Source organism: Phyllobacterium myrsinacearum, assembly GCF_002980555.1.
GTDB classification, from domain to species: domain Bacteria; phylum Pseudomonadota; class Alphaproteobacteria; order Rhizobiales; family Rhizobiaceae; genus Phyllobacterium; species Phyllobacterium myrsinacearum.
The window spans coordinates 162,018-175,606 of record NZ_PVBT01000003.1 but is presented as its reverse complement, the minus strand read 5'-3'; the positions used below and the strand labels follow the sequence as shown (position 1 = coordinate 175,606).

The 13,589-nt window shown below is 50.9% G+C and carries 13 protein-coding genes; 8 read left to right on the top strand and 5 right to left on the bottom strand.

Features of this window, described 5'->3' with window-relative positions; genetic code table 11:
* Positions 1-17 precede the first annotated feature (17 nt).
* From C5750_RS11515 to C5750_RS11505, 3 genes are all read left to right on the top strand, one after another.
* On the top strand, positions 18-1,052 hold the full coding sequence (locus C5750_RS11515; RefSeq protein WP_130502079.1) for a hypothetical protein: 1,035 nt from the start codon (positions 18-20) through the stop codon (positions 1,050-1,052).
* A gap of 403 nt (positions 1,053-1,455) precedes the next feature.
* A complete protein-coding gene (locus C5750_RS11510) occupies positions 1,456-2,565 on the top strand; it encodes a hypothetical protein (RefSeq protein ID WP_105734049.1) in 1,110 nt (369 codons plus the stop codon).
* A 1-nt stretch (position 2,566) separates the two neighbouring features.
* Positions 2,567-3,706 carry a site-specific integrase gene (locus tag C5750_RS11505; protein ID WP_245421088.1) on the top strand — a complete coding sequence of 380 codons (1,140 nt, stop codon included), beginning with the start codon at positions 2,567-2,569 and terminating at the stop codon, positions 3,704-3,706.
* On the opposite strand, the gene C5750_RS11500 is transcribed toward C5750_RS11505, so the two are convergent.
* A complete protein-coding gene (locus C5750_RS11500; protein WP_105734047.1) occupies positions 3,707-4,042 on the bottom strand; it encodes a helix-turn-helix domain-containing protein in 336 nt (111 codons plus the stop codon).
* Positions 4,043-4,189: 147 nt separating this feature from the next.
* Between C5750_RS11500 and C5750_RS11495 the strand changes: the two genes are divergently transcribed.
* Entirely contained in the window at positions 4,190-4,525 is a 336-nt protein-coding gene (locus C5750_RS11495; RefSeq protein ID WP_130502078.1) for a hypothetical protein, read from the top strand.
* Positions 4,526-5,099: 574 nt separating this feature from the next.
* On the opposite strand, the gene C5750_RS26375 is transcribed toward C5750_RS11495, so the two are convergent.
* Entirely contained in the window at positions 5,100-5,663 is a 564-nt protein-coding gene (locus tag C5750_RS26375; protein WP_110003310.1) for a DUF3885 domain-containing protein, read from the bottom strand.
* Positions 5,664-5,960: 297 nt separating this feature from the next.
* Between C5750_RS26375 and C5750_RS11485 the strand changes: the two genes are divergently transcribed.
* Together C5750_RS11485 and C5750_RS11480 are read left to right on the top strand one after the other, a co-directional pair.
* On the top strand, positions 5,961-8,585 hold the full coding sequence (locus C5750_RS11485; protein WP_105734044.1) for an ATP-binding protein: 2,625 nt from the start codon (positions 5,961-5,963) through the stop codon (positions 8,583-8,585).
* The gene (locus C5750_RS11480; RefSeq protein ID WP_105734043.1) at positions 8,582-9,757 is read left to right on the top strand and encodes a hypothetical protein; all 1,176 of its coding nucleotides are present in this window, start codon (positions 8,582-8,584) and stop codon (positions 9,755-9,757) included. The genes C5750_RS11485 and C5750_RS11480 overlap by 4 nt, the downstream gene beginning before the upstream one ends.
* Before the next feature lie 306 nt (positions 9,758-10,063).
* Here the strand turns inward: C5750_RS11480 and C5750_RS11475 are convergent, their stop codons facing one another.
* Positions 10,064-10,834, bottom strand: a complete 771-nt coding sequence (locus tag C5750_RS11475; protein ID WP_105734042.1) for an NIPSNAP family protein — start codon at positions 10,832-10,834, stop codon at positions 10,064-10,066.
* Positions 10,835-10,940: 106 nt separating this feature from the next.
* On the opposite strand from C5750_RS11475, the gene C5750_RS11470 reads away from it, so the two are divergent.
* Entirely contained in the window at positions 10,941-11,546 is a 606-nt protein-coding gene (locus C5750_RS11470) for a TetR/AcrR family transcriptional regulator (RefSeq protein ID WP_105734041.1), read from the top strand.
* An 8-nt stretch (positions 11,547-11,554) separates the two neighbouring features.
* Here C5750_RS11470 and C5750_RS11465 read toward each other — a convergent pair whose 3' ends face one another.
* Complete coding sequence (locus C5750_RS11465; RefSeq protein WP_105734040.1) at positions 11,555-11,926, bottom strand: hypothetical protein; 372 nt, start codon at positions 11,924-11,926, stop codon at positions 11,555-11,557.
* A 216-nt stretch (positions 11,927-12,142) separates the two neighbouring features.
* Here C5750_RS11465 and C5750_RS11460 point away from each other — a divergent pair, with 216 nt between their 5' ends.
* Positions 12,143-13,096, top strand: a complete 954-nt coding sequence (locus tag C5750_RS11460) for a DMT family transporter (protein WP_105734039.1) — start codon at positions 12,143-12,145, stop codon at positions 13,094-13,096.
* A gap of 16 nt (positions 13,097-13,112) precedes the next feature.
* On the opposite strand, the gene C5750_RS11455 is transcribed toward C5750_RS11460, so the two are convergent.
* Positions 13,113-13,586 (bottom strand): SRPBCC family protein, encoded by a 474-nt coding sequence (locus C5750_RS11455; RefSeq protein WP_105734038.1) that lies wholly within the window; start codon positions 13,584-13,586, stop codon positions 13,113-13,115.
* Positions 13,587-13,589: the final 3 nt, after the last annotated feature.

Sequence of the window (13,589 nt, the reverse complement as noted above, 5' to 3'; positions counted from 1 at the left end):
AACTAAGCGGGGTAGGTATGAGCTTTATAAATCTGAAGAAGAAAAAGGTGGTGTCCTCTAACAAGACAGAAACTCACCCGGAAAAGCCATATTCTAAATCAGGTCCGATATTAGCTAATACGAATATCTCTATATGTCCCAAACCCTTTATAGATAAAATCAGCATCGTGGTTACACCTGATAAAAGCCACGGTCATGAAATGTATAAAGCGTTCTTCAGCGATCTCGGCATTCTAACAACGCTCATAGATGCGCCGAAACCCAAGAACAAAGAATACACTTTTGCTAAGCGCATTGTTCTTGACTGCTTAGTTGACGTCAAAAAATACCCTCACATTCAGATAGGCTATGATAGCCAATCGCAGCGCATAACTAAGTTTCGGCTGGAGTTTGTACCCGTCGATTTGCAACCGACAGGTATGGAGGAGCTGCACATAGTTTTGGGGGGATGGATCGAAGACGGCTGGGAATATGTACGCAACCACGGACAAATTACCCGGCTCGACATAGCGATGGATTTCCCCAACCTCTACATGGAGAGCTTCCTGCTTCTTCCCGCTCAGGGCATAAGTTCGCGGACATGGAGTTTTGATGGCCGACTTCAAACAGTTACACTTGGTAAGAAGAGTGGCAATCAAACATTAATTTACGATCGTGGTGAAAAACGAAAATCCAAAGGACAGCCATTTTTGGGGAAAGTGGGCGTAAGGGTAGAACGTCGAATTACAAAACTGGGCAATTCTCCGGTCTCAAAAATAGCATCGTTTAAGAACCCCTTCGCGACCATAACGCTTCTTGAAAAAATACCACCGCTCCCTCCAGTTGAGGCAACAAGTAAGCCGGCGAAGGAGCACTGGCAACTATTCTGCGATAGCGTTCGGGTGCGACAACTTACAAATGCCCTAGCTGTCATCTCGGATGAAAGACGTACCATTTATCGCAAGCATTTGAAACAGCATGCTGCGCCATGGTGGAACCCTGATGCTATTTGGACGCATTGGCCAGTCATGCTTGAGGAGATGATATTTACCGGCAAATTGCCACTAATGTGATTGACTCGATCAGGGAAGATCAACTTGATCACATAGGATTGCTTCTTAACGACGGGATTACTGCGTGCAATCAATTGCACTTTTCATAAAGGGCGTGTGCAATTGATTGCACGCATATCTGGGTAGGGCCAAAAATTCCGTTGAGAAAATGCTCCCAATTTTAAACATTCTTCGCTTTGTTTCTCACCGCTATTCGCGAGGAATGGAATGTAAGTTTGGCTGTCCCATCGGCGGCCCGCGACAATAAATAGGACAGACTAGCTCCTTCGCTTTTCCCCTATCATCGGGTGGTTTTCTCAGCGAGCTCTTTTCTGGAGAAGAAGGTAAAAAGTGTAATAATATCTTGGCTTTAGCCGCTACAAAGTTACCGTTTTCCTGAGTAGTCTACACAAGGAAAACTGTAATGTCGCAAAATGTAAATCACCCCCATCCTGAAGAAGCTGAACTTTTTTTCTCCAGCCCTACGAATACAATATGCCTCATTGATCCGTGGGTGGCATCCAGCTTGTTGCATAAGGCCATTCGAAGAGGTGAAACCGATATCGCGGTTGCGGCTGCGCTCCGGCTGTTTCAGCTTCGCGGGGCGGCAATTTGGCGCCGATTTCTAATCATTGCTTTCGAGGATATCGGACCTGCTTCGCCGGATACGTTGATATTGGTCTCAAAGGCCAGTGACCGGGATTGGCGGCGCAGCCATGGCGACGACGTAACTGTCCTCGTGGATGTGGTGCGGGCTCTTGCCGTTGCTCCCAAAGATCGCTCACCCGATTATCTCGTCTGCGCTGCGCGGCATCATCCCGCATTCGAAAAGGATCGTTGTTATGTTGGCGGCCAGACACTCGAAAAGCGAATAGGCATGTCCAGTGACATGCGATTGCCTCTTGTCACTCGTGCCATTGCAACATGGTATGCATCAGGGTTGGATTGTAGCGATGAGCGGCGTGTCGGCACGGGTGACCTCAAAAATCTTTTGGAAAGCTTTGCCACTCATGGCGCTCCAGAACAATGCCTGTCGGCAACAATGATAGCCTGCGGCAAAACGCATGATCCTATCTGCATCATGACACCCGCTTTGTGGATGGCCGCATTTGCAACGGAAAATCCAGAAGCCCCATACATCATTGAAGACGCGCCTCTCCATTCCGCAGAAGCTGCTGGCATCCCGCTCTATACATTCGATAAGCATACGCGCATTGGCAAAGCTGCTATCGGTCGCTTTGCAGTAGAGAACGAGGATGTTTCCAGAGTCTTGAGCTGCTGGGTGGCCGATTACAGAGCGCAAGATGCAGCAGCCATGGCGGCTTACTATGTCGATGCGATACCGACGACACCGCAATTCACGTGGCACGGTTGTAAAGACCTTGAAGTGCTAGGGCGGGAGAGCGATTTCGCCAAGATTGGATTTCCGTTAGCAGGCATCGATGAATTAATCAATGCGGTCGCGCGCAATCTGGAGCATCTCAACGAACTGCGTGCTGAACTCACACTCCGTCGCACGCGGAAGGTTCGCTGATATGGTGGATGGAGCTATCCCGTTGCGTATTCCGCACATTGCAGGAAATTCCGAGCTTTCGCACCGGATCATAAATAATCGTCAGAAACTGACTGAGGATCATTTGTCTTCCACTTTGTTAACCTCTGATGGTTCCGTGAAACGCATTTCTGAACCGGTCTCAGCAAAAATTGCAATTAATTGCACAACCCAAAATCATACTGCCTCTAGTGCAATTAATTGCAATTTTGAAACCTCTTATCTTATCGGGCCCTCCACGAGGGTTCAGTCTTTTCTTTCTCATTCCATCTCCGATAATACAAAACGCGCCTACAGGGCAGATATGGAGCATTTTGAAGCCACTAATCGGGTAATCCCGGCAACACCTCACGACGTCGCCAATTATCTAGCAGAGATGGCAGGCCAATACGCTGTCGCCACTATCCAGCGTAGGCTCGCTTCCCTGTCCAAGGCGCACCGTACACTTGGAATTGAAGATCCTGTGAAATCAGAATTGGTGAAATCAACCATGCGCGGTATCCGCCGAATGCATGGCATAGCGCAAAGACAGGCGGCGGCAATCTTGCGCGATGACCTATTCGCAATGCTCGATAAATTGGGAGATCGTTCCAAAGACATTCGGGATCGAGCCTTGCTGTTGCTTGGATTTGCTACCGCCATGCGACGATCAGAAATTGCTTTACTCAATATTGAGGATGTCGAATTTGTCTCTAAAGGAGTGCTAGCCACATTGCGCCGTTCGAAAACCGATCAAGAGGCCCAAGGCAGAAAAATTGCGGTTCCATTCGGAAGAACCCGGCATTGTCCTGTAGGCGCGTTAAAAGCTTGGCTTGATCTCCTTAATCAACATGACGGCCCCATATTCGTGAGGATTAATAAACACGGTCAAATATCGAAAAGCAGGATTTCAGGAGAGGCCGTAAGCTTTGTGGTAAAGACAAGGATTTACGATGCGGGTTATGACCCATTACCGTTTTCCGGTCATTCGCTTAGAGCGGGCTTTGCTACATCTGCTGCTCAGGCTGGCGCATCGAGCCATAAGATTAGACAAACCACTGGTCATCGAGCCGAAGCAAGCCTTGCCCGATACATCCGTGATACCGATCTGTTCACCGATGCTGCCATCGGCCGCTTGCTGTAGTCACTTCTTCTGATTTAGCGCTGCTTTGATAAGGCCGTTGATCCAGAGTAGGTTTTTCTGGTCCAGCCCCGCTAGAGTGACATTAATTGAGCTGAGCAGTGGATTACGATTTGTTTGCGACGGCAGCTCTGCTGTGAAAAATTCGGCTGGATCAACACTTAGCGCCTGAGCAAGGCGTTCAATCAGAGGAAACCGCGCACCCGACGCACCCGTCTCAATCTTTGAAATCATGTCCACGCTGACACCTGCAGCTTCGGCAAGCGCATCCTGTGTCATACCGGCTTTACGCCGATGAACAGCAACCAAACGTCCAAATCTCGTCCGAAGATCGTCCATGCCACACTCCACATCAGTGTGTACGTGGCTACGCCTGTGTGCAGCAGTGAGTGCAATTACTATAAACCAACAATCCGTAATATAATTGCAATAAGCTGGAATTATATTACGGATTATACAGGGTCGGTAATTACTGGGGTAATCATTGTGGCAGGCAAACGCGTAGCGGACGAAATGCAGGCAGAAAAACCGGATGCGCTAAACAAGCCATCTGTTAAATCCGCAGCTGTTAGCATCGAGCAACTGTGTGCCTTTGATCAAGATCCTGCGCGGCAGTGCACAAACGTTGCATCCAAACATGTTCTGAGATTGAGGATTGCCAATGTAACCGGTCGCCTGTCTCGTGCCGAATATCTGGCCGCTCGCGAACAGTTGCAGGCAGAAGATTTAATCTCAGCACGCCATTTCAAAATCACTCGCTATGTGTTGCTGGCTATTGTCGCTAGTGTCGCGTTGATTGGGGTCTGGCCCTTGTTCGGCTGAACCCAAAGTTTTCCAGCTTGTTTTCATTGTTCTTCATGGCTCTTTTTCCATTGAAAGATCGCAGTCCGAAATCTGGGCGATGGCCATTGCCTTCGTTTCCGCCAATACACGTCAGGTCAGTGTCATTTGTGCATGTTTGAGGACGTTGCTTTGTTCGTCCTCAGGCTGCTGGAAAAAGCCATGCACGAAGAAAATCGGTCCTGCGAACTTCGATCATTAATCGGTAACGAATGTGATGCGATTGCCGAGATTTGGCATAGCAGCGCAAGCCTAGAAGGTGTTGGCCCTCTGGTTATGCCGACTTTGAGCGAGCTACGAGCGCGGTCGACTTGGAGATTGTCGCGGGCTGGAACGTGACAGTCGCCGTTCGGGAAAGTGTTGTCATTGGCTTTGTGGCAATCAAGCCGCGCGAAGCCATCCTTGACGAATTGTTTATTCGGCCCGGATCGTTATCTGACCAACATGCTCGCCGCCATCGTCAACGGCCACAAGCAAAGCGGGGTTGACGAGCTTTTTGCCATGGACATTCAAAAGCAAATCCATCACCTGATGCGGCAGGTCATGGGCTGGTCTCTCACAGACCTTCGGGATGATCAGACAGCCAATCGCCAAACCGTACCCTCAACTGCTCAACCTCCTCTGGCGATGACACCAACAGGTCGAAACCGCCATCGTATGGAGCAAAAATCCTTCCGGTTTTCCGGTCCATCCACATCGTCGGTCCCGTCTTATCGTTAGCGATTGCCAGTAAAATGCAATCTAGGGTGCCTTGCCGCCAGTGAGTTTCTAAAACATTTGCACACCACTGCGTCTCGTCGTCATCAGCAAATGTCGTTGCTGTTGTGCCGCCCACAGGAGCATTCCAATATGGTGAGTTTACCTCTTTTGCGCGGCATTCAATCTGCCAGCAACTGGCATCCGTTCCCAATGTCGCATTCCCGAGGCTATAGGCTCGACTGAGGATAATGCCTTCCTCGGCTTCGTTCTCCGGATATCGTTTTGAGTTCGGTAACGAATGAAACCGGACCCATGCCAACGACTTGTCCGATCGAAGCATCCAGCCCAATGGCCTTCGATTGGCGTGGAATGAAGACCATTCGCGTTCAAAGTCTGGCTTTATCGACGTATCCGAATGCATCACGCGGGTTTCCTCTCGGTCAGAATATCGCTGTTGACCTCGATGAACGTCAAGCGATGCTGTCAATCGGTCATACGAAGTGGGACCAGAACAGCGCTTACCGTCAATCAACAACTTGGATAACTCTTCATTATCAAGGGCAATGTTCAAGATATAAGAGCTCTATTTTTTAAGTTAGCTCTCCCCTTAAAAGTGACAAATGCCAGTGGTCAGGCTAACCGCGAATAGGATAAAGGTGTTTGGAATTTCGCTTTCGCTAAGCTTGTCTTGGCATGCGTTTTAATTTGGGGGGACTGAATGGACGCCAATACGGTCACGGCAGGCAAGCTGCCAGATGAAATCGGTAGTTTAAAAGAAAAGATCTCGGTTGAGATCGGCACTCGATTTCTCGAGCATTTTAGCGAACAGTTGTATTCATCGCCCCAAAAAGCATTTGAAGAGCTAATCTCAAATGGATGGGACGCGGGTGCCGATTGGGTCGATGTCCGCATTCCCGTGGATCTCTCTACATCCAGTGCGACTATGTGCGTTTTGGACAATGGTTCGTCCATGGATTTGGAGGGGTTAAAGACACTTTGGCACATTGCATTTTCCCCGAAAAGAAGTCGGCCTGAACAATTTGGAAGGCGAGTAGTTGGCAAGTTTGGTATTGGAAAACTTGCAACGTATCTTCTTGCAAATAAATTGACTTATATTTGTAAAGCAGAAGACGGTATAATTCGCCGCGTAACCATGGATTACTCTGCCGTCGAAAAAACAAGCGATAAAACTTCTGATCGTCTGATTAGCGAAATAGACCTGGATGTATTTGAAGTTACACAAGAAACGGTTGATCAATCTCTCGATAACATCGAGGGAGGTGAGGAAATAAAGAAGTTAATTAGCGAAAAGTTGAACACTACATTAGGTAACTCAGGGGATGAGGATGCTGATCTCGAGTTGGAAGAATTCCGCGCTCCTTCTTCGAGCTTAGATCGAGACAGAAAGCAAACTTGGACGCTTGTCGTTTTATCGGAATTAAAACCCGCTGGGCGAGAGCTGAAGCTCGGGACCTTGCGGAGGATGTTGGTATCAGCGCTGCCATTCGGAGCTGAGATGAGCATCCAGATTAATGGTGAGAAATTAATCTCGTCAAAGGTAAATACTCCTAGATTGAAGACTTGGGTAATCGGTCCGGAACTGGATTTTGATAGCGTTGAACTTGAGACGAGTGCTGCTGACTCATCCCAGTCGGCGGAGGCTGAAAAGATCACAATTAAGTTACATTCGTCGCCGTATCCTCATGCTGAAATACCTGGAATAGGTCGCGTTACAGGTACGGTTTATTTGTTTGAGGATAAAATTAGTGGAGGTAAAAGCGACGAGCGAGGTGCCTCCAATGGCTTCCATGTTAATGTTCTTGGCCGTGTCGTAAATCAGAATGACCCAAGCTTTGGAGAACAGAACTTAAGTCACGCTGCTTGGGCGAGATTTCGAATGGCAGTTCGGGCTGATGACCTAAATCCATTTCTAACGACCAATCGCGAACAGTTCTTAGATAAGCGCGAGCTTCGTATATTTAGAGCTTTCTTGAGGAGGGCGTTCAATAAAGCTCGTACGTTTTATGACAGTGATCCTCAATCAGCGATGCCTGATGGTGGCGACGTATTGGTTCAATCCCTTGGAGTTCTTTCGCTTAATCCATTGAGGACGGTTGTTTCGGATACTTTGCAATCCAAGGCGGTTGTAACGGGTTTGTTTGATGAAACCGGCATCGTGAACCGAGAGGAAAAACGTGACTCTTGGCGGGAGAACACGTCAGATAATATTAGAAATGCTCTTGGGCAAATTAAGTACGAGAAGACCGGGGACGAAAGTTTTGCTAAGTTCAGAATTTCTGACAATACAATTGTTGTAAATAAAGATCATCCGTTTGTCGCTGAACATTCAAGAACCAAAGCAGAGAAAGAGCTCCTTAGAACTATCGCGATGGTTAATCTTCTATCTGACGTTTATGCGGTAAATATCGGTATTGAACCGAAGATGATTGAAGATCTGAGGGAATACCGTGACAAATTACTGCGTTTTAAAGCGCTTCAGTCACGAAAGTCTGGGACTCATATTGCGAAAATTTTGCTCCAAACTCAACACGAAAGCGAAAATAGCCAGCGCCTCGAAAAGGCAGTCTCTGAAGCTCTGCAATATCTGGGTTTCACTGTCCGAGATCTGGCTAAGTCTGGAGAACCCGAGGGGATCGCGAGTGCTTATCCCTATCCGACCTACCAAGATCCAACCGAGGCAAACCCGAAGCCGCCGCTTTTTAGCTTCACATTCGATGCAAAGTCCTCGAAGGGTGAGACTGCAAAAACCGGTAATCTTAGCCTTGATGGAATTAACGAGCACCGAAAGCGCTACGCTGCGGATTACGCTTTAGTTGTGGCGCCTGGGTTTAGCGAGGGTGCTTTGATAACTCGTTGCACAGAGATCGGAAATATAACTCCGATAAAAGCAAGTGATCTTGGCCGACTTCTTGAATATACCGTCGAATACGGCGCAATACCGCTTCCCAAACTCCGAGAGATGTTCGGCTTTAGGGATCCGAAATTACTCACTGAATGGGTTGATAAACTTGCAGAAACGCTTAGCGAGGGGCGAAAAATAACAATAGATGTATTTATTCGAGCCTTGGAGGCCTTAAAAGGCAAGGTTCCCGATGTGCTTGCTGCATCTACCGTTGCTTACACGTGTCGTGAAGAGTTAGGCGTTGCAACCGTACGAGATAGCGACGTAATAAATCTTGTAAGAGGTTTGCAAATTTTGGTGCCTGATCTCATTGGAATAACCGATGACAAAATTGTTGTAAATGCATCGGCAGAACGCGTGGCAGCAGCAGTAGCGGCGCAACTTGAGAAATTGCATTCCGATCAGGAGACGAGCGTATGATAAAGCCAGTTCATCCATTTCCCGCAAGAATGGCGCCAGAACTGGCGTTTCGGGCTATGGGCGATCTGCCAAGTAATTCTGTTGTCCTCGATCCGATGGTCGGTTCCGGCACTGTTTTGCGACAAGCAATCGAGTTTGGCCACTCAGCAATCGGTTATGATGTCGATCCTCTAGCCGTTTTGATGAGTAACGTATGGGCGTCAAAAGCAGATGTAGCTGAGGCGACAGAAGCATTGTCATCGATCGTCGATGCGGCGATGTCTCTGGCCAATAACTCGTTTGTTCTTCAATGGTTGGATAACGATGAAGAAACGTTAAAGTTTGTCGACTTTTGGTTCGCGGAACGACAGAAGCAAGAACTGCGACGTCTTTCTTACGCTATATCGATATGCAAGCACTCTGCGGCAGTAGTAGATGTGTTAAAGTTAGGGCTTAGCAGAATAATAGTAACGAAAGAGCGTGCAGCATCTTTGGCTCGCGACACGTCACACAGCCGCCCGCATCGAGTAACTCAGGAGAATGATTTTGACGTATTCGGCGGATTTAAGAAAGCGGTTAACCAAATTCTAAAGAGGCTAAGTGAAGTCTCTCAGATCGGGAGCGGAAGAGCTTTTATAGGAGATGCTCGTTCCCTTTTGGACGTGGATGAGTGTTCTGTTGATGCTGTTGTAACATCTCCACCATATCTTAACGCCATAGATTATATGCGAGGGCATAAATTAGCGCTTGTTTGGTTAGGGTATACAATATCGGAACTCCGGATAATTCGCTCTGGCAGTATAGGAGCGGAGAAATCACTTTCAGATAAAGCGTCATCTTTGAACAATGACGAAGTGATGCTGGAGATGGGAGATTTGCAAAATCTTCCTCAACGGGATCGTAATATGATTTTCCGCTATGTCGACGACATGGGCCGTTCGCTTTCAGAAGTTGAACGCGTTTTGAAACCGAGAGGCACGGGAATTTTCGTTGTAGGAAATTCCTGCTTGAAGGGAGTTTTTATACGTAATTCTCAAGCCGTTATTAGTGCTGCGGTTGCGACAGGGTTGGAGATTAAAGGCGTATATGAGCGCGAAATTCCAAGTACCAATAGGTATTTGCCAATTACGGGATCGCAACTTGGTAAGCGAATGCGTACAGAAACAATCATATCGCTTCAAAAGCCTGCGTGAATGCCATTCCGAATAACCGTTCTTCCGGTTTGTCGGGTACCGCAGGTTTTCTTTTAGTGCGACGAAACCGCTCAGCTGTGAAAGAAAAAGATGCGAGTGTCTTCCCAAAGCACGCGCCGAATAATGTAATTCTGTAATACTAAATTGGCTTGTTTTATTGGTAACAATTCTGGTATACCCGACTATAGGCGATGTATCATAAGTACCTGAAAAGGTTGGGTTATGGGAAGCCAGATGGATTTCCCGCTTGGCTCCACCAAATCTTCATTGATTTCAGAATTCTGTGCACAGCACATGGCGGCCGCCTCAACGCAGCCGCGAGCGCACGGTCGGCTGCAGGCACGTTACCAGCGGCTTGCCGGCGAGATAGGCGCCAAGCCGTGCCTGTTCGGACAGCCAATCCGCATCGCTCTCCAGTGCTACCCCATACGCTCTGTATGCGGGCTCATCGTCAAACCGGGAAAAGACCGCCAGAACATTTTCATTCTCCCGTACGGGGAGGCGGGTGAACGTGTTTTCGCCATGCTCGGATGTGAAGACGGCAACCGGCTCGTCGCCCCGTTCGCGCAGGAACGGTGCGACAGACGTGCTGTAATAGCTGTAGAAACCCTGGTCCGCAGGCTGGTTGAGTGCATAGATGGCCACCTGAAACACTGTCGTTGAAGCGACTTCCGCCGGAGATGCCGGCCGGGCGGCGGGAAGGGCAAACCCGCTGGATGGTTCGGCGGGATGAAGCAGCAGTACATTGTCCGAATCGATCATGGTGCTGTTGGCCCTGTCGCGATGCGCGCTCCAGACCGGACCGTCATAGAATGCGGTCAACGCCTCGTGCCGGGTTGCCATGTCCTGAAAGCCACGCAGCCAGACAAAGGCGTTGGGATCGCCGGGATCGCGGAACTGGCCGATAATGGTCATGCCGCAGGCTTCCTGACTCTCGAGAAAATGGGCGTCGAACAGGTCGATGAGGTCGTCACGGCGGCCGGGATGAAGCGTATAGCTCCTGAGTTCGACGATGGAATTGAAATGCCTCCCCGTCGCCTCGGTCGGTTGAACAGCCTTTAATGGCAATTGAGACATCTCGTTCGATCCTTTTCATAAAACAGACCGGTCATCCTGTTTTTAATAAAACCGGTTGTCCTGTTTTTGTCAACTTGTTAGTCTGCAGCGGTAGGAAGGGATAGAGATGGCGCAGGATTCCGTTGGAAAACCGAAGAGGATCAATGATCCGCAGGGGATGCGTTCACGCATTCTCGATGTAACGGCGGACCTTTTCCAAAGGCGCGGCTATCATTCGACCAGCGTTCAGGATGTCGTTCAGGCGGCCGGGGCGACAGGCGGCGCCCTGCATCATCATTTTCCCACCAAGAAGGCCCTTGGGCTGGCCGTGATCGAAGAACGGGTGGCGCGTGAGGTCAACACCACCGCGATCGAGCCCGTGCTGCAGGCAGACCGGCTCAAGACCGGCGTTCTGGCGTTTTTTTCCGCGGTGGCCGGCGAACTCGAGCGTAATCAGGCGGTGACGGGATGCCCGCTCAACAATCTGGCCGTCGAGCTTTCGCTGGCTGATCCGGATTTTCGCCATGCTTCCAACGCCATTTTCCAGCGTTGGGTTGGAGTGCTTGCACAAAGATTGCAGGATGACGACCCGGCCCTCGCATCCCGGCAGGCCGGGATGCTGGCCACACTGGTGGTTGCCGCCTATTCCGGCGCCATGGCAATGGCCAAGGCCAGCCAGAGCGCGCTGCCTCTTCGAGACTGCGCGGTGCAGCTGGAAAAGCTTTTGCCCTAGGATGCTTGTCAGGCCTGCCTGGAAAAAACCACCACCGTGAACAGAAGCACGCCGGCGAGAACGATCATCGAGCCGATGCCGACCAGCGGTTCCATCGCGGCATGCCCAAGCGACAGGAAATACAACGACGGTATCATCACGACGATACCCACGGTGTAGACAATGAATTGAAGCATTGGCAGGCGCCCGGTGGCCTTTGCCGGGTTGAGCGCGTAGTAGGTGCCGAATATCGCGCTGCTCACCCAACCGAGAAGATTGAGATGGGCATGGGCAGGAAAGGCGGAATGATCGCCTGATATCCCCATTTGCAACCCCATGATGATACCGAGCAGAAAGAAGACCGTCGCGGATTTGAAGAACAGCTGCGAAACCTGTGGCATAAGCACATTCTTTCTCTGAACAGACATGTCAGTCGCGCAAATCTATAGTCCTGAATTCGGAATTGTGCCAGAGCACCGCCGCCCGTGAAAAGGGACGGGATCGTCGTCGCTGGAAACTATTTCGCGGGCACGCGTGGCGTTTGCTGTTTTCGACTGGATTAGCGCGAGAAAATCAATCAAACCATTCTGAAAAAGATCAGAATCGAGGAAGCTCCCATGTCTGCCCGCCCGGTTGCCCTTTCCGGAACGCCCGAATCATCTCTGGCGCGCACCGGCGTCCTGTTGATGCTGCTGGGCATGCTGATGTTCGCCCTGAACGACGTGATGGGCAAATGGCTGGTGTCGACCTATTCCGTCGGTCAGGTCGTCTTTGTCCGCAGTGTCGCCGCCCTGATCATTCTCGCGCCATTCCTCTGGTATTCGGGGCCGAAGAAAATCCTGCAGGTGGACCGCCCGGTCCTGCAGCTTGCCCGCGTTGCCGCATCGACGGCGGAGATTTTCGCCTTCTACTTCGCCGTCGTCTATCTGCCGCTGGCCGATGTCATGACCTATTGGCTGGCCGCCCCAATCTATGTCGCCGCGATCTCGCCGCTCGTGCTGAAGGAGCCCGTCGGCTGGCGCCGGTGGAGCGCCATCATCGTCGGTTTCATCGGTGTCGTCATTGCCCTGGAGCCGTCGTCGCAGGCCCTCACGCCGCAGGCGATCATTTCGATTCTGGGCAGCATGACCTTCGCCCTGATGCTGCTGCTCGGCCGTTCGCTGCGCGGCACGCCCGATACGACGCTGGTGTTCTGGCAGATTGTCGGTGCCGGTCTTGCTGGCGCCGCCTCGCTCTATTTCGACTGGAAGCCGGTCAGCCCCAGGGATCTGGTCCTGCTCGCCGTGCTCGGCGTTGTCGCCATGCTGGCGCATATGCTGGTCAACCGGGCGCTCAAGATGGCCGATGCGGCGACCGTTGCGCCGTTGCAATATACGCTTCTGTTCTGGGCCATCGTGTTCGGCTGGCTGGTGTTTGGCGATGTGCCGCGCCTGCCCATGCTGATCGGTTCGGGCTTTATCGTGGCGTCAGGCCTGTTCATCTTCTTCCGCGAACAGCAGCTGAAGCGGCAGGGGCGGATGAAGGCGGAACCGGCCGAAACCATCGTCACCGGTTCCGGCGATCCGGTCTGAGGCCGGAAACGGTGGATCAGGCGTTGACCGGTGCGCCTTTCAGTGATGCGCCGAGAGCGTCAAGCAGGTCTTCCGTTCCGCGCTGGCGTTGTCCCGGCTCGTCATATCCGTCGAGAAAGGCGCCCTGCTCGGTGAAGACGAGTTTTGTGCCGGTGCCTTCCGGCTTGAGTTCCATCGTCGCCAGCGAGACGGAAATACGCCTGTCGTCGAGATACATGTCATAGCTGTAGATGATGCGCTGGTCCGGGACGATATCCTGATAGATGGCCTCGAACCTATGCACCGGCCCGCCCTTTGGTCCGCCGCTGTTGGTCTCGCGGCCGCCGATCCGAAAATCCATCTCGAACCGGGCGACGCCCCAGTCGTCCGGGCCGGCAAACCATTTGCTCTTGGCGGTCTTGTCGCTGAGCGCAAAGAAGACGCGCGCCGGGGCCGCCGCATAGCTGCGCTCAATGGTGAATGTATCGTGTTTGACAGATCTCTTCGTCATGCC

Excerpts from the sequence above, each read along its gene's own strand:
- C5750_RS11515 (WP_130502079.1), top strand. The coding sequence starts at position 18 with ATGAGCTTTATAAATCTGAAGAAGAAAAAGGTGGTGTCCTCTAACAAG.
- C5750_RS11510 (WP_105734049.1), top strand. The coding sequence starts at position 1,456 with ATGTCGCAAAATGTAAATCACCCCCATCCTGAAGAAGCTGAACTTTTT.
- C5750_RS11505 (WP_245421088.1), top strand. The coding sequence starts at position 2,567 with ATGGTGGATGGAGCTATCCCGTTGCGTATTCCGCACATTGCAGGAAAT.
- C5750_RS11500 (WP_105734047.1), bottom strand. The coding sequence starts at position 4,042 with ATGGACGATCTTCGGACGAGATTTGGACGTTTGGTTGCTGTTCATCGG.
- C5750_RS26375 (WP_110003310.1), bottom strand. The coding sequence starts at position 5,663 with ATGCATTCGGATACGTCGATAAAGCCAGACTTTGAACGCGAATGGTCT.
- C5750_RS11485 (WP_105734044.1), top strand. The coding sequence starts at position 5,961 with ATGGACGCCAATACGGTCACGGCAGGCAAGCTGCCAGATGAAATCGGT.
- C5750_RS11480 (WP_105734043.1), top strand. The coding sequence starts at position 8,582 with ATGATAAAGCCAGTTCATCCATTTCCCGCAAGAATGGCGCCAGAACTG.
- C5750_RS11475 (WP_105734042.1), bottom strand. The coding sequence starts at position 10,834 with ATGTCTCAATTGCCATTAAAGGCTGTTCAACCGACCGAGGCGACGGGG.
- C5750_RS11470 (WP_105734041.1), top strand. The coding sequence starts at position 10,941 with ATGGCGCAGGATTCCGTTGGAAAACCGAAGAGGATCAATGATCCGCAG.
- C5750_RS11465 (WP_105734040.1), bottom strand. The coding sequence starts at position 11,926 with ATGCCACAGGTTTCGCAGCTGTTCTTCAAATCCGCGACGGTCTTCTTT.
- C5750_RS11460 (WP_105734039.1), top strand. The coding sequence starts at position 12,143 with ATGTCTGCCCGCCCGGTTGCCCTTTCCGGAACGCCCGAATCATCTCTG.
- C5750_RS11455 (WP_105734038.1), bottom strand. The coding sequence starts at position 13,586 with ATGACGAAGAGATCTGTCAAACACGATACATTCACCATTGAGCGCAGC.